15 protein-coding genes are annotated in these 14,945 nt (G+C 42.0%); 5 read left to right on the top strand and 10 right to left on the bottom strand.

Annotated features, from left to right (window positions below; all coding sequences use genetic code 11):
• From arsC to PX484_RS20125, 4 genes are all read right to left on the bottom strand, one after another.
• The coding region (arsC, locus tag PX484_RS20140; RefSeq protein ID WP_288105268.1) for an arsenate reductase, glutathione/glutaredoxin type at nt 1-360 on the bottom strand (360 nt) is incomplete at its 3' end.
• 23 nt (nt 361-383) lie between these two features.
• Nucleotides 384-1,031, bottom strand: a complete 648-nt coding sequence (arsH, locus tag PX484_RS20135) for an arsenical resistance protein ArsH (protein ID WP_287766810.1) — start codon at nt 1,029-1,031, stop codon at nt 384-386.
• Between the two features lie 9 nt (nt 1,032-1,040).
• Nucleotides 1,041-2,186, bottom strand: a complete 1,146-nt coding sequence (arsB, locus tag PX484_RS20130; protein WP_002737294.1) for an ACR3 family arsenite efflux transporter — start codon at nt 2,184-2,186, stop codon at nt 1,041-1,043.
• Between the two features lie 125 nt (nt 2,187-2,311).
• Nucleotides 2,312-2,650: an ArsR/SmtB family transcription factor gene (locus PX484_RS20125; RefSeq protein ID WP_287766811.1), complete on the bottom strand. Its 339-nt coding sequence runs from the start codon at nt 2,648-2,650 to the stop codon at nt 2,312-2,314.
• A gap of 194 nt (nt 2,651-2,844) precedes the next feature.
• Between PX484_RS20125 and psb30 the strand changes: the two genes are divergently transcribed.
• The 4 genes from psb30 (at nt 2,845) to PX484_RS20105 (ending at nt 8,893) form a co-directional block, all read left to right on the top strand.
• Nucleotides 2,845-2,964 (top strand): photosystem II reaction center protein Ycf12/Psb30, encoded by a 120-nt coding sequence (gene psb30 / locus PX484_RS20120; RefSeq protein ID WP_002736367.1) that lies wholly within the window; start codon nt 2,845-2,847, stop codon nt 2,962-2,964.
• Nucleotides 2,965-3,188: 224 nt separating this feature from the next.
• Nucleotides 3,189-5,519: an NACHT domain-containing protein gene (locus PX484_RS20115; RefSeq protein ID WP_288105266.1), complete on the top strand. Its 2,331-nt coding sequence runs from the start codon at nt 3,189-3,191 to the stop codon at nt 5,517-5,519.
• 10 nt (nt 5,520-5,529) lie between these two features.
• Nucleotides 5,530-6,945 (top strand): hypothetical protein, encoded by a 1,416-nt coding sequence (locus tag PX484_RS20110; protein ID WP_287766813.1) that lies wholly within the window; start codon nt 5,530-5,532, stop codon nt 6,943-6,945.
• A 391-nt stretch (nt 6,946-7,336) separates the two neighbouring features.
• On the top strand, nt 7,337-8,893 hold the full coding sequence (locus tag PX484_RS20105) for a M16 family metallopeptidase (RefSeq protein WP_287766815.1): 1,557 nt from the start codon (nt 7,337-7,339) through the stop codon (nt 8,891-8,893).
• A 270-nt stretch (nt 8,894-9,163) separates the two neighbouring features.
• On the opposite strand, the gene PX484_RS20100 is transcribed toward PX484_RS20105, so the two are convergent.
• Nucleotides 9,164-9,565, bottom strand: coding sequence for a sll0565 family protein (locus PX484_RS20100; RefSeq protein WP_287671536.1), 402 nt, complete (start codon nt 9,563-9,565; stop codon nt 9,164-9,166).
• 72 nt (nt 9,566-9,637) lie between these two features.
• Between PX484_RS20100 and PX484_RS20095 the strand changes: the two genes are divergently transcribed.
• The gene (locus PX484_RS20095; RefSeq protein WP_002800662.1) at nt 9,638-9,919 is read left to right on the top strand and encodes a DUF6439 family protein; all 282 of its coding nucleotides are present in this window, start codon (nt 9,638-9,640) and stop codon (nt 9,917-9,919) included.
• Here the strand turns inward: PX484_RS20095 and PX484_RS20090 are convergent.
• The 5 genes from PX484_RS20090 to menA form a co-directional block, all read right to left on the bottom strand.
• Nucleotides 9,916-10,317: an ATP-binding protein gene (locus tag PX484_RS20090; RefSeq protein WP_002800661.1), complete on the bottom strand. Its 402-nt coding sequence runs from the start codon at nt 10,315-10,317 to the stop codon at nt 9,916-9,918. The two genes, PX484_RS20095 and PX484_RS20090, sit on opposite strands and share 4 nt — an antisense overlap.
• A 341-nt stretch (nt 10,318-10,658) precedes the next feature.
• Nucleotides 10,659-12,026 (bottom strand): 23S rRNA (uracil(1939)-C(5))-methyltransferase RlmD, encoded by a 1,368-nt coding sequence (gene rlmD, locus PX484_RS20085; protein WP_287766816.1) that lies wholly within the window; start codon nt 12,024-12,026, stop codon nt 10,659-10,661.
• A 2-nt stretch (nt 12,027-12,028) separates the two neighbouring features.
• Nucleotides 12,029-12,481 carry a DUF29 domain-containing protein gene (locus PX484_RS20080; protein WP_002800657.1) on the bottom strand — a complete coding sequence of 151 codons (453 nt, stop codon included), beginning with the start codon at nt 12,479-12,481 and terminating at the stop codon, nt 12,029-12,031.
• 56 nt (nt 12,482-12,537) lie between these two features.
• A complete protein-coding gene (locus PX484_RS20075) occupies nt 12,538-14,232 on the bottom strand; it encodes a helicase HerA domain-containing protein (protein WP_194017329.1) in 1,695 nt (564 codons plus the stop codon).
• A gap of 172 nt (nt 14,233-14,404) precedes the next feature.
• Nucleotides 14,405-14,945: 2-carboxy-1,4-naphthoquinone phytyltransferase (gene menA, locus PX484_RS20070; protein WP_288105263.1), on the bottom strand; the 541-nt coding region annotated here is incomplete at its 5' end.

The raw sequence follows: 14,945 nt of genomic DNA, 5'->3' as shown, positions 1-14,945 counted from the left end.
CTTAATTTCATCGCGAACTCGGCGAAAAGTTTCGATGGGTTGACCATCGGGATCATCAATTAACCAATCCTCGAAAATTTCCTGTAAAACCCATCCTTCCGGCAGATTGACACCGCAACCACATAGGGAGATAACGGCATCATAATCTTCAGGATTAAAATCCCTAATTGGTTTAGAAGTTTGGTCGGTAATATCGATACCAATTTCCTGCATAACTGCGATTGCTCCGGGGTGAACTTTGGCCGCTTCTAATCCAGAACTGGTGACGGCAATTTTACCCGCACCTAAAGTTTTAGCGAAACCTTCGGCGATTTGGGAACGACAGGAATTTTTTCTACAGGCAAACATAACTTTTTTCATGATTTTAACTCCTAGAAATTGATTTAATTAATAGCTTTATGGGCAATTGTGGCTATTTCTTGGGCGGATTTTTCCTTCCTTTCACTATAGCGATCAGTCAGATAATCTACCTGATCTCGCAGGAGAATGGTAAACTTATAAAGTTCCTCCATTACATCAATAACTCGATCTCGATAGGGGGAATCTTTCATCGTGCCATCCTCGTGAAACTCTTGATAAGCTTTAGCCACCGAAGATTGATTAGGAATAGTAAACATTCGCATCCAACGACCAAGAATTCGCAGAGTATTAACCGCGTTAAAAGATTGGGAACCTCCGCTTACTTGCATGACTGCTAAGGTGCGGCCTTGGGTAGGTCTAACCGCACCAATACTTAAGGGAATCCAATCAATTTGGTTTTTGATAATGCCGCTAATATTGCCGTGAAGTTCGGGAGATGACCAGACTTGACCCTCAGACCATTGACTTAATTCTCGTAATTCTTGCACCTTGGCATGAGTATCGGGAACACTGCCATAAATCGGCAATTCACGGGGATCAAAAAAGCGCACTTCTGCCCCATATTCAGTGATAATTCTGGCCGCTTCTTCTGCTAGTAAACGACTGTAGGAACGTGGCCGCAAAGAGCCATACAGAAAAAGAATTCTCGGTTTGTGAGTCGATTGGATCATGGTGAATAATTATTTGTAAGAACTCAAGCAACGAGGATCAAGAAGGGTGGCTTTTTCTGGATCTCTGGGAAACCAAAAGGCGGTTTTTTTACAGAATTCTACCAACATTAACATCACAGGTACTTCAATCAATACCCCCACTACTGTCGCTAAAGCAGCCCCCGAATTCAATCCGAATAACATCACAGCAGTGGCGATCGCTACCTCGAAATGATTACTAGCACCAATTAAAGCAGCGGGAGCGGCATCTTCGTAAACTAAATTGAGTTTGAGAGCGGCCACATAACTAAGTAAAAAAATCAGATTAGTTTGAATAAAGAGGGGAATAGCAATCAGGAAAATATGCAGGGGATTACTAACAATTAAATCGCCTTTGAAAGCAAAGAGGAGGATTAAGGTTAACAATAAGGCAGTGATTGCCACAGGACTGAGATAGTGAAGAAAACGCGATTCAAACCAGGCCCGTCCTTTATGTTTAAAAATCCAGTGACGGCTATAGATACCGGCAATAAGCGGTAAACCAACGTAGATTAACACAGAAAAAACAATGGTCTGCCAGGGGACTACAAAATTATTAGCTGCCAGTAACCATTTACCTAGAGGAGCGTAGAGAAAAAGCATCGCTAGGGAATTGACTGCTACCATAATTAGGGTATGACCCTGGTTACTGTAGGAAAGATAGCCCCACATCAAAACCATGGCCGTACAGGGAGCAATTCCTAGTAAAATAGCTCCAGCAGTGTAGGAACTAGCTAAACTTACCGTCTGTCCTCGGATAATCTCCGTTTGACTCAACCAAGGCAGAAACAGCCAGCCGAGAAAAAATTGAGCCAGCGCCACCATGGTAAAGGGTTTGATCAGCCAATTAACCACTAAAGTTAAAATAACTGGTTTGGGAGTACGGGCAGCCCGGAGAGCCTGAGAAAAGTCGATCTTAACCATGATCGGATACATCATGAAGAAAAGACAGATGGCGATCGGAATAGAAACGTTATAGATACTCATGGCATCTAAAGTCCGCGCTACGTCCGGAAATGACCGACCGAGGGCAATTCCCGCCAAAATACAGAAAATAACCCAAAGGGTAAGGTATTTTTCAAAAATACTAAGGCTACCGCCAGCTTTGGCGGCTTTAGGATTGATTTGATTAGTCATCGCACAAAGGTGGAAAGAGAATAATGGGAGATTGGGTAATCCACCTTTATTATTTCAAAAAAAGTTGATATGTCAAGAGGAAAAGCTAGTTATAAAGCTTTAATATTTCTAAAAATCTTGATTGGTTACTTATTTTCCTCGCAGAAACGAGCGGGGACGAGGGAACTAAAACGACGATATTCGGATAGATATTCTTCTAGGAGAAGAAATTGAGATAGATTCAGGCTGTAGTAGATCCAACGACCCTCTTGACGACTGCGGACTAAATTAGCTTCTTTTAGCGTTTTTAGGTGAAAAGATAATTTAGATTGGGCGATATCGAGATGATCGCGCAATTCACAGACGCATAATTCCTGATGTCGCAACAGTTGCAAAATTTGCAGCCGTAGGGGATCCGAGAGTGCCTGAAAACCAGTGTAAATTTGGGTTAACGAGTCGGGAGATGTGGCCAGAGAGTTGAACATTGAGATAGTCCCTCGGTGGGAAGGAAATAGGAAAGCGGGAAAATTCAGAATTGCAACAAAACTTTATGTATTTTTGTATCGAATCAGGAAAACCAGCGAATCATCCCCTGTATGATAGACAATGGTTTTGACCAGAGACAATGGTTTTGACCAGATTAGCCTTTTAAATCATTGTAAACAGGTTAGGAGACATCATGGAATTATTTGCGGCTCTCAATTTAGAACCCATTTTTCAACTCACCTTCGTGGCGCTAATCATGTTAGCTGGCCCCTTTGTCATTTTCCTACTAGCTTTTCGTGGTGGCGACCTATAAAAATCGCCTCCCCCCCATTGTTATTCGTGCTTTTTTTGACTTCTCTCCTCTTTAGGGAGAGATTTTTTGTCTAAAACCCAGTCATCAGTTATCAGTTATCAGTCATCGGTTATCATACTGAATCTGGTTATTAAAAACTGATTATTTATTCCCCCTCGTGCATGAGTGCCTCTCCTTAATATGTAGCCTATACTGTATAAATCAGTGTTATATTGGTAGCCAGGATGTGGGAAAAAGGCAAAGAAACGGTACAGACAATGAAGTTTATTCACTGGAAAAAGCAGCAGTTATTGATGATTTTTGTCCTAGCGCTGGCAATTTCAGTCGCGTGGGGGACAATTTTGCCTGTTTCTACTAAAAAGCTTCCTGCACCTAATCCCTGTAACCAACTTAGGGGAGATATTCAAAATCGGGCAAAAAAAGATGCAGAAGCTGACCGTTTGAACTTTTTTAATACTGATAAAAAGAAAAAGACAATTGGTGATATTTTAAATTTGTATAAAGAGGTAAATTCTCAAGCTTCTTGTTTTCCACAGGATGAATTATGGGATATCTATGAACAACAATATGATATTAATAAATATCCTGCCTGGATACCTGGGCTTGTTATTCTTGTTTTGGGTGGTATTTTGTGGAATGTTATTAGTGATACCTTAAAAAAATGGCTCAATCAGTCTTTAGAAGCGATTAGTAAATGGATTTATAAAACCTTCGCTGGAACACCCTTATTTGAAAATATTGCTCTTAAAAAGTATCGACAAGCATTAATTAATAAATATCAAAAACTTAATATACCTTTTCGTCCTCATCGTCCCCTAGAAATGCGGGAGATTTATGTTTCTTTAAAAGCTTTTAAAGCGAGCGATCGCTCTTTGATTGAAGCAGAAAATGCGGTGCAAAAATACCGCCGCTTAGTGGTTAAAGGTGCGCCTGGTTCGGGAAAGTCGATGTTATTAAAGTATCTAGCACTTTCCTATTCAGAAGGACGATTCAAAAATTTATCCGATCGTCCCGTGCCAATTTTACTAGAATTGAACCGCCTCAATGAGGCTAATTTGACAGTAGAAAAGTTAGAACAACATTTAGTAGAAGTTTGCGATCGCCATAATTTTCCCAAAGCTAATCGTTTCATCTCTCAAGGTTTAAAAGACGGACGTTTGCTGCTGCTTTTAGATGGGTTAGATGAGGTTAGTAGTGGCGTTCGCTCTTCTGTTGTTCGGTGTCTTAAGGACTTTTTAGAATTAGAAAATTATAAAAAATGTCGAGTAATTATTACCTGTCGGACGGCTGTTTATCATAATGAGTTTGTCGATAATACCGAGGAAACTTTAGAGATTGACGAATTTAGTGATCAACAAATGCGCCGCTTTTTGCAAGCTTGGAAGTCGGAAATGCCGCCAGAGAAATCAGTAGAACAATTGATTCAAAACTTGCGAGCTAAACCGAAAATTATGGCACTGGCGCGGAATCCCCTACTGTTAACAATCATCGCTTATCTTTATACTGATACTCCCTTCGTTTTACCTCATTCGCGAGCCGAATTTTACACTAAAGCTACTGATGTTTTATTAGAATTGCGCGATCAAGAAAGAAATATATCTAATCAATATAGTGGTGTCAACAAGCGGCGAGTTCTGCAACATTTAGCACTCTATGCTCAGAATAGCACTAATCGACAACAGCAAGATCGCCGCAGTCTTCTTGATTCTGAAGTATGGGAACAAGTTAAACAAGTCTTACCTTCATTAAATCTAGAGCATAAAGAGGCTAATTCTATCGTTGATGAAATCGTCAAACGCAGTGGATTATTGCTTCGCATTGATGGCGGACAGCGTTATTATTTTCCTCATCTCACTCTACAAGAATATTTCGTAGCAGCAGCTTTAACAGACAAACAAGATGAATTAATTCAAAAATGGCAAAATGCTCCTAGCGACTGGCTAGAAATTGTCAAGTTATGGTGTGGATTGGCAAACAATAGTACGGATTTAATTACGGCGGTATATCAACAAGATGCACTGACAGCATTTGAATGTCTAGCAGATGCTCAAGAAGTAAAAGCAGAAGTTGCTCAGGAGATTATAGATTATTTTAAGACACAATTGAGAACCGATGAATCAATTTGTAGTGCTTTTGGCTCAGTCGCGGCTGATTTTCGTCCTAGAGGGAAAGCATTATTTAATTTTTTAGTTGATAGTTTAGATGATTCAGCCAGCCAAAAAGCAGCGGCTCAAGCCTTATCTGCCACTAATTTGCCTCAAGCAGTAGAAAAATTAGTTATTTACTATGATCCCAATCAACCCCATTTTATAGAAGTGCGAGAAGCGTTGATCAGAATGGGAGGTTTAGCAGTTAATCAACTAGAATCTTTAGCTCGAAAAGGCTCTATAGAAGCAATGGATGATTTAGTTAAAATTGCCATACCAGAAGCGGCTGAGGCACTTGAAAGATTGCAGGAAGATCCGAACTTAAGCGGAAAAGTAAGTTTTCGACTTGCAGCACTGTTGAAGGAGTTAGAAGATAGTCAAGCTGAACGCAATCGCACTCTATCATGAAGGAAAACTAATGCTATTCAGATTCATTCGCCGACTAAAAAATCGAGCCGTTAAACAAAAGCGCCAGCCACAAGAGGTAATCGAAACGGACTTAAATTGGATTTGGCAACCTTTTGAAAATTCAAGCAATTTTCAGTTCTCTGCTACTGTCAAGAAAGTTGCTGCTGCAATTATTGAAAGCTCTGCTGATGATATTCCCACAATCACTCTTGAAGTCGATCCTCGGTTAGTCATTCCTTTATGTGCGATTCAGTTACAAGATGAAATTAATCTGACTCAATTAAGTTCTTTAAAAAATGAATTGGAATCAGTTACAGTTGAAAATTTAGACAATAAAATAGAGTTTGTTGATCGAGTTTTAAGTAAAATCACTCCAAAGCAGCGTTGGTTATATTTATTTAATAGTCTGACACTTGAATTAAAATTTGCCTTACTGTTTCGCTTAATCAACTACCGCCGCCCCACAAGAAACGACTGGCGCAATCTTTTTGAAAAAATAGAATATGAGTTTAAAAAAGGCCGAGAATATCTAATTGTTTTAACTGTTGTCTTCTTGCTTTCTCTTGGATCTGTAATTGAAATATTTGCTATTATGCTCAATCAGCCAAAAAGTTGGGTTAATGGCTTGATGGCAATCACAATTGTTGTTGTCTGGTCTTTTTTAATAGTTTTATGGCGAGAATTTAAAGCCAAAGAAGAAAAATCAGAGCTATCAGAGCCAACTTTATTGATGCAATTGGGCTTACTGGGACCCTGGACGTTTTGCCAAGAATGGTATCGACTACTCAGAAAAAACCTAGTTTGGGAAGGGGTGACAGCTTTGTATGAGGCTAAGGGTGTGGCTAAGGCTTTGGCTGTGCCTCTAGCTGTGGCTGTGGGTGTGGCTTGGGCTGTGGCTGGGGCTGGGGCTAGGGGGGTTGCGGCTGCGGCTTGGGCTGCGGCTGTGGGTGTGGCTTGGGCTGTGGCTGCGCTTCTGACTGTGGCTGCGGTTGGGACTGTGGCTTGGGCTGCGGCTGGGGCTGGGGATGTGGCTGTGGCTGTGGGTGTGCCTGTGGCTGCGGCTGTGAGTGTGCCTGTGATTGTGGCTGTGGCTGGGGATGTGGCTGTGGCTGTGGCTTGCGCTGTGGCTGGGGCTGGGGTTGCGGCTATCGGCTCGGGCTTGGGAATTTGGTATCGGGCTAAAGAAAAAACAGATTTAGGATGGGTGCGATTCTTGTCGATATTGGCTTTTCCCTGGTTTTGTTGGTTTCCCATTGTATTTGGGTTTACCTCTTTTGCTCTGTATCATCGCCTATCTTGGGAATGGCAATCAATATCCCTATTTTGGCTAGTTATCTTCGGATTTTGTACTGTCCTTTGGGTGCGAGGTAAAGAATTAGAAGAAAAAGCCCGCAACCCCCTCAGAGGCATTTTAGATGGGCAGTGATAGTCGCCCAAACAGTAATAAACTTGACGATGTTATATAAATTCTTCTACTGTTGAGATACAGTGAACAGTAAACAATGAAATGATAACTGATAACTGATTACTGTTTACTGGACGGCTACGCCGTGCCTTTGGCAACACTGAAAAAAGCGCCCCATCTCCCCTCTCCTAACAATCGACTGCTAAGATCGAACAGAGCGATCAATCTCTGGTTCTTCTAGGTTCTGTGTGATAAGTTTAACTTACAATATGATCGATCGATCTTTGTGTCCTTTGTGTCTTTGTGGTTCGTTCCACCCCCTCGCTAGGAGGAATGTATCTTAGAATACATTTTACCTACCAAACCTGGGAGAGCCGATCTCTCGCTCCCACGACACCTGATAAAACTATCTATGATCATTAAAAATAACCCCTATTATCGGGCTGTAATCGGCTTTTGGGTCGCTTTCCTTGTGTTTTGGGGTTTTGGAAGTTTCTCACCCCTTTTTGCCCAAGCAAAAGAGCAACCAGCCGATGTACAATCGATTACCCCCTACCTTAAGCAATTTCAACAAAAAATTACCGAATTTCGCCTCGATAACGGACTAAAATTTATTATCCTAGAAAATCGCGATGCCCCGGTTATTTCCTTTGTCACCTACGCGGATGTGGGAGGTGCCGATGAACCAGACGGTAAAACAGGAGTTGCCCACTTTTTGGAACATTTAGCCTTTAAAGGCACAAAAACCATCGGTACTAGCGATTATCTTAGCGAGAAAAAAGTCCTCGATCGCCTTGAAGCTATAGACAAAGAACTGCAAGCAGCCAAAAAAGCGGGTAAAAGCGCAGAAGTGGCTAAATTAACGGAAGAATTTCAAAAAACTAAGGCAGAGTCCGAGAAATTCGTCCAACGCAACGAATACGGGCAAATCGTCGAAACTCAGGGAGGAGTCGGTTTAAATGCCACCACTTCCAGCGATGCAACTAGCTATTTTTACAGTTTCCCGTCGAATAAATTGGAATTATGGATGTCTTTGGAATCGGAAAGATTTTTAGAACCGGTGTTCCAACGGGAATTTTACAAAGAAAAAGACGTAATTCTGGAAGAAAGACGGATGCGGACGGATAATAGCCCCTTGGGTCTATTAATCGAAGCTTTTCTCGATCAAGCTTATACTGTCCATCCCTACAAACGTCCCGTTATCGGCTACGATCGAGATATTCGCAATCTGGAACCCTCAGATATCCAAAACTTTTTCGATAAATTTTATCCTGCCAGTAATTTAACCATAGCTATCGCCGGGGATGTGGACCCAGAACAGGTCAAACAGTTAGCTAAGGTTTATTTTGGTCGTTTTCCCGCTAAACCGAAACCCCCACAGGTGACGGTAGTGGAACCGAACCAAACCAAAACAAAGGAAATTACCCTAAAATTAGCCTCGCAGCCTTGGTATTTAGAAGGATACCATCGTCCCGCCCTCAATCATCCCGATCATGCGGTTTACGAGGTTATCGCCACTTTAATGAGTGAAGGAAGAACTTCGCGACTGTATAAAGCTTTAGTGGAGGACAAACAACTGGCCCTCGCTGCCCAGGGATTTAACGGCTTTCCGGGGGATAAATACCCGAATTTGCTGTTATTCTATGCTCTGAGCGCTCCTAATGTCAGCCTGGAGGAAGTAGCGCAGGGTTTGAATTTGGAATTGGAAAGATTGAAAAATGAACCGGTTTCGGAACAGGAATTAGAACGGGTTAAAAATCAACTACGGGCAGCCCTATTAAGAGGTCTTGATTCTAACATGGGCATGGCGCGATCTTTGATTGAATACGAGGTAAAAACCGGCGATTGGCGTAATTTATTCGCCCAATTAGATGCTTATAATGCTGTCACCGCGGCCGATATTCAACGGGTGGCTAAAGAGACTTTTACCCCGGAAAATCGCACTATTGGCCGAATTTTACCGAAATAGAGAGATGGGGAGATAGGCGATTTTTCAGTGAGCAGTATTAGGTGAGCATTCCCTGAAAAAAAGCTACCTTCTCTCCTCTTCTAGGTTCTGTGTGATAAGTTTAACTTACTATATGATCGATCGATCTTTGTGTCCTTTGTGTCTTTGTGGTTCGTTCCACCCCCTCGCTAGGAGGAATGTATCTCAGAATACATTTTACCCACCAAATCCAAGAGAGATCCTTCTCTCCTCCCCAGTGCCGTCTTAACAAATAATTTAGATACCAGTTCATCACCCACTGCAGGATCGCAGAATCCAACCCAGTAAGACTCCAATACCACCAAAGCGGACAATTTGCCAAAAAACTTCCCCCAGCAGTCCGCGACGGATTCCTTCCCAGAATAGGCGCTTTAATTCCCCTTCTTTGAGTAAATTGCTTTCTAAAATTACCTCTAATTCTTGAATCTGTTCGCGAATTTGTACCAATTCCTTTTCTAGTTCAGGTAGGGGATTTTCCCGCCATTGGGGTTCTATTTGGCTAAATTGTGCTTCTAGGTCTTTTTTTTGCTGTTCTGCTTCTTTGATCTGTCGATAACGGTCTTTTAGTGTTGCGATCGCCGCTTCGACTTCTGCAATTGCTTGGGTAAATTCTGCCGATTCATCGTTAGGGTATGGGTTTTCTTCTAAGGACATGGACTCGATCCGATTGCCTGCGTCTAAACTATAGTTATAGACGATTTTACGGTTTTACGAGACCTTTTGATTATGATTCCATCCCCTGTCTCTTCCTCATCTCAGACTCTTGATGATCTATCTACCCTGGAATTGGCGCGGATTTTGGCGGAACGTTTGGCGATCGCACCGATTGACTGGCATCGTCTGAAGTCCAACCGTAATGCTCGGGCCGCTGAACAATTAGGGACGGCTTTGGTGTTTTTATTAGATAATCAGCCAGAAGAAGCACTTCCTCGGCTACAACAGGCTACAGGCTGGCTCGATCGCTCGATTTCTGCTCCTCCCTGTCCTTCTCACGGTCATGCTCATTAATTCAACCAGCGTTCCTGTTTAATTTGTTTAGAAAGTTTTAGTTGGGTTCCTGTTTGATTCCAGTGAACTTGGTCGAAGATTTGATATAACATACACAGTCCTCGGCCATTTTCCGCTTCTTCGGGGGGAAAATTGGGACAATCGCAACTACAGCCATGATGGTGACAACCTGGCGTAAATCCACAACCTTCGTCGGTAATTACCCAAGAATACTCGTCTTTACTGCTGGAAAAGTGAACGACCACGGTTTTGCTGGGATCGAGATGATTGCCGTGTTTAGCGGCATTAACTAAAGCTTCTTGCAATCCTAATCTAATTTCTGGTTCTAATTCTTCGGGAATACTAGCGGTCAATAAATCTAAAATCGGACAAAGATACAAGGTGGAAGCGAAACTCATGGTGTTCCAACTTCGTTTGCTTGTTGGCAGTGAAATAGCAATCACGCACTTTACCTCTAGCTTATATTCAATGACTGTTCTCTTACAGAAAGATTAAGGTCTCTTAACCGTCGATCTAGTTGATTGCCATACCTAATGAGTCATGTTTTATCCCTTTTCTGTCTCTGAGATTGATTAGATATTTTTATGATTGATCTACAAACCAATCGAGAATCAAGGCCACTTTGAGCGGGTAATTAATCAAAAAAGTAGTTGACTGGAACGGATACTAATATGCTATAATTCTTAACCATTGACTTTTCAGCTATAAACGGCTAAAGTGTCTGGGTTTTCCTCCCATTTCATCCTACCATATTCGCTGTTTTTTGTCTAAGAAAAGCGACGCATTCGACGTGGGGAGTTTGGGGAAAGAAATCAGCTGTTTGCACTTCTAGCAGTTGATAATCGCCTGTTTTACAGAGATATTGCAAGTCTCTGGCTAAAGTTGCACTTTGACAACTGATATAAACAATGCGTTGACTTTGCAGCTGTAACAGACTATCAAGGACAGAGCGATCACAACCTTTGCGGGGCGGATCGAGTAGAATAATATCGGGTTTAACTGTCAGTTGCGGTAAAGTTTTTTCTACGGCCCCTAAAATAAAGGTTGTGTTGGTAATATTATTTAATTGGGCGTTAATCTTGGCTCGATCGAGGGAAAAGCTATAGGATTCTAGTCCAATCACCTCTTTAACCCGTTTAGCGAGGGGTAAAGTAAAAGTACCGATGCCACAGTAGGCATCAATAAGAATTTCTTCACCTTTAAGGTCTAATTTCTGACAAATAACCGCAAATAAGGCTTCAGCAGCCTCTGTATTAACCTGAAAAAAGGTATCGGCAGCCAATTGATAGGTTAATCCGGCGAACTTTTCGGTAATATAGTCCCTTCCGGCGATAGTTGTGGTCTGAGTGCCAAAAATAGCATTACCTCGCTCGGGGTTATAATTCACGGTTACACCGACTAAATTGCCGTATTTTGCCAGCCATTGCTGCGCCTGTGTCTCAATTCCCTGTAAATTATGATCATTACTAATCAGGGTTAATAAAATTTCTCCGGTGTGGCGGCCAATTCTCAGGGATAAATGGCGTAATTGTCCTTGGTGGGTCTTTTCATCATAAATTGACCAGCCTTGCTCCTGAATATCCCGTTTTATCTCTGCCAGAAACGGATTTAAAGCCTGATCTTGAATCGGACATTGATTGAGATTAATCAGATGATGGCTGCCGCGACGATAATAACCCGCTTGCACGTTGCCGGTGGGGGAAAATCCGAGGGGATAGGTAGCTTTATTGCGATAAGCGAGGGGAGAATTACCGGTGAGGGGAGGATAAACCAAAGGATCGGTAAAACCACCAATTCTGGTTAATACCTCTTGTACTTGCTCTTTTTTGACCTGCAGCTGAAATTGATCCTCGATGTGTTGCCATTGACAGCCACCACATTTATCGGCAACGATGCAGCGGGGACGGATACGATGGGGAGAAGCTTGTAGAATAGTTTGTAGTTTGCCGATCGCATGACTTTTTTTGATATAGGTGATGCGAGTTTGAATGCGATCGCCAATAACCGTATCTGGCACAAAAATCACCTGTCCTCGGTATTTTCCCACACCTTCGCCCGTATGGTTGAGGTCGGTAATCTCGATCTCGATTAAATCACCTTGTTGCATAGTTAGGGAAACCAGTTTTCATCCAGGGTTTCTGCTGGGGTAATAATGACTTCTATGGGAATTTCTTGCTTGCTCAATTTCGAGACTATTTGCCTAGCTTTTCCATAACAAGAATCGAAAATTTCGAGGAGATAAGGTTTTAAGCTAGGACTGTCTTCCAGCAGATCGGCAATTTGAACTCGAAAATTAATAATTTCCGCTTCCCATTTATTAGCATTATACTTTCTTTCCGTCTGCCAATAAACTAACTTGAGCAGATGAGCTAATAATTGAATTAACAAACTTTTGAGAGCGTGTCGATTATTTTTTCCCATGCTTGCTAATTCCTCGATCAGATTAGTCCAGTCTACCGAGGCAAAATCCTCCTGTCGTAATTGGTTAACGGTTGTCTCGATCCATAGCTGAAAATCTCGATCGTATAGGCTGATCTTCGAGATCGGTATTTGAGCGGTCATGGGGGGTAAACAGTAAAAACAATCCAACTCTATTCTACAATCAAAAGTTAATTTTTCTAAAATCCTAGATCAGCTTTGGCAATTTTGGCCGCCGCTAAAACTTCCTCATCGGGTAATTCTCGCCAGTCGGTTGCGCCTATTTCAGTATAGAATTTTTGATCGTAGGCGCGAGTACGAATTACCACCGGCATAGGGACCGCATGACCTAAAACTAAAGCTTGTTGTTTTGAGTCTAATTTTGCTAAAACTGATCGCAAACTTCCCCCTCCAGAAACCCCAGTAAATATGGCTTCGATGTCCTTTTCATCGTTTAATAAACAGGTGATTCTCGTCCCTACCTGAGACATAACTTCGTTATCAATTCCTGAAGGTCTTTGATCGACAATTAAGAGAGTAACAAAGTATTTTCGCATCTCCCTGGCGATAGTTCCAAAAATAGTTTGATGCACCACGGCAGAATCTAAAAATCGATGAGCTTCTTCAATGGTAATCACTAACTGTTGCGGCCGATCAACGGGGTTTTTGGTTTGTAAAAAATATTCAGCTTTTTTAACATAATTAGCATGAATCCGACGGGTGATCATATTGGTGGCTAACATATAGGAAAGCATATTACTTTGGGAGCCAAATTCAATGACAACGTGCTTACCTGCATCTAAAGCTTGTAAAACCTGATCGATATAATTGTGGGGACAAGCACTTCTTAAATATTTCAAACTATCTAGACGCATTAATTTTCTCTGGAGGGACATGATTGATCCCGCATGGCCTTGTTTTTCCGTACAGAAGATTTTAATATCCTCGTTACTCATATTTAATAACTGAGTAATCCAAGATTCTCCATACTCGTTATAGAGAATATTGGCATTATCTAAACTAGCTTCTGAGATGCCTAATTCCCGACCGATTAAACGAATATCTTCGATTTCAATCTGATTATAACTTAAGAATAATTCCTGCGCTCCTCGTACTCCCCGGCGTTTGGTAGAATCGGGATCGAGGGTATAAATTTCCACCTGTCCGGGGAATAATTGACATAATCCTTTCACCGTAGAAACCTCCTTCCCTTCTTTCATCGCTTCCCAACCGTATTCCGAGTGCATATCAAACATGAGGTTAACCCCTGCTTGTTTGCGAATAATACCCGAAATTAAGAGCCTGGTTAAAAAGGATTTTCCCGTCCCGGATTTGCCAAAAACACCGTTACTACGCTCCACAAAGCGATCGAGATTAATACATATTGGCACGTCCATGTCAAGGGGTTGACCAATAGCAAAATTCTTTCTGGTGGGATCATCTTCCCAACCGAAAACCATGCGAAAATCCTGCTCACAAGCTTCATAAACTTGGCTAAAATGCGCGGGAATAGTTTTAACTGGCAGTAATTCTAAATCGGCGCTGGTTTGGGGTTGAAAAGAGCCTAAGGAAGTGTCGGAAACTGCCGGGGAATTACCTCCAGTCGGCGTAAACATGAGCATAGGTGATAGTTCAATAGTACCATAAGTACCGCTACCCGCTAAAACATCGCGCATAAAACTATCATCGGGATGGGGAGGATTCGCGATAATTCGGGGACTAGAGTTACCCAGGGAGACATCGGTGAGGAGACAGAAAAAACGCGAGCGAGTGCCTTGCACCACTAAAAACTTACCGACGCGCATATCTTCTACCGAAATATCCGGATAAAGACGGATTTCTAAACCTTCACTCAGGGAACCTTGAATAACCGATCCGAGGGGCTGTTCACTCATGCTAACCTTGATTTGTGGCGATCTATCTCCCTATTCTGTCACTTTTCCGTTAATCGGTGCAAACTCGATCGGGTACAGTCATCAGTGATCAGTAAACAGTGATCAGTGAACTTAAAACTCAAAACTGATAACTGATAACTGATAAAGGGGTTTAAGAAAAAAATCGGGTTGATCAACGGGAAGCAAGGCAATAGCCAAGGGAGAAGAGAATGCCACTAAAAAAGTGAAGATTAACCGCTATAAACTTGCAGTTACTGACTAGCTGAGGTTGATCGTGATTTTGGTTAACGTGGTGGACTAATTGCCAAGCGAAAGGGAGACTAAGGAAGATTAAAAGGGTGAGAGGGGGATAAACCTGCAGCAGCACAAAAACCACCGTTAAAACATAAACGATAACCGTCACTGCGGTTAAAACTTTAGAACCTTTTAAAGTACCTAAACGAGCAATAGGTGATTTTTTACCCGCTTTGAGATCATCGGCGACTTGATGGAAATGGGAACAAAAAAGGATGATAGAAGTGGTAATCCCGATAATAATTGAAGCCGCTAGACTAGAGACAGAAAAAGAACCTGCTTGGGAATAGTAGGCAGCGGCAATCGCCAAGGGTCCAAAAGTAAAGAAACAGATAATTTCACCTAATCCTTGATAACCGAGACGGAAGGGAGGCCCTTGATAGGTATAGCCCAAAAAACAGCAGAGGGCGATTAATTCT

This window comes from Microcystis sp. M49636_WE2, assembly GCF_030065375.1.
Lineage (GTDB): Bacteria > Cyanobacteriota > Cyanobacteriia > Cyanobacteriales > Microcystaceae > Microcystis > Microcystis aeruginosa_C.
Note: the sequence above shows the minus strand (reverse complement) of the source record. Positions and strands in the feature narration are given on the sequence as shown.

What these genes read in the sequence shown, in the direction of transcription:
- arsH (WP_287766810.1), bottom strand. Translation starts at nt 1,031, where the DNA reads ATGATCCAATCGACTCACAAACCGAGAATTCTTTTTCTGTATGGCTCT.
- arsB (WP_002737294.1), bottom strand. Translation starts at nt 2,186, where the DNA reads ATGACTAATCAAATCAATCCTAAAGCCGCCAAAGCTGGCGGTAGCCTT.
- PX484_RS20125 (WP_287766811.1), bottom strand. Translation starts at nt 2,650, where the DNA reads ATGTTCAACTCTCTGGCCACATCTCCCGACTCGTTAACCCAAATTTAC.
- psb30 (WP_002736367.1), top strand. Translation starts at nt 2,845, where the DNA reads ATGGAATTATTTGCGGCTCTCAATTTAGAACCCATTTTTCAACTCACC.
- PX484_RS20115 (WP_288105266.1), top strand. Translation starts at nt 3,189, where the DNA reads ATGTGGGAAAAAGGCAAAGAAACGGTACAGACAATGAAGTTTATTCAC.
- PX484_RS20110 (WP_287766813.1), top strand. Translation starts at nt 5,530, where the DNA reads ATGCTATTCAGATTCATTCGCCGACTAAAAAATCGAGCCGTTAAACAA.
- PX484_RS20105 (WP_287766815.1), top strand. Translation starts at nt 7,337, where the DNA reads ATGATCATTAAAAATAACCCCTATTATCGGGCTGTAATCGGCTTTTGG.
- PX484_RS20100 (WP_287671536.1), bottom strand. Translation starts at nt 9,565, where the DNA reads ATGTCCTTAGAAGAAAACCCATACCCTAACGATGAATCGGCAGAATTT.
- PX484_RS20095 (WP_002800662.1), top strand. Translation starts at nt 9,638, where the DNA reads ATGATTCCATCCCCTGTCTCTTCCTCATCTCAGACTCTTGATGATCTA.
- PX484_RS20090 (WP_002800661.1), bottom strand. Translation starts at nt 10,317, where the DNA reads ATGAGTTTCGCTTCCACCTTGTATCTTTGTCCGATTTTAGATTTATTG.
- rlmD (WP_287766816.1), bottom strand. Translation starts at nt 12,026, where the DNA reads ATGCAACAAGGTGATTTAATCGAGATCGAGATTACCGACCTCAACCAT.
- PX484_RS20080 (WP_002800657.1), bottom strand. Translation starts at nt 12,481, where the DNA reads ATGACCGCTCAAATACCGATCTCGAAGATCAGCCTATACGATCGAGAT.
- PX484_RS20075 (WP_194017329.1), bottom strand. Translation starts at nt 14,232, where the DNA reads ATGAGTGAACAGCCCCTCGGATCGGTTATTCAAGGTTCCCTGAGTGAA.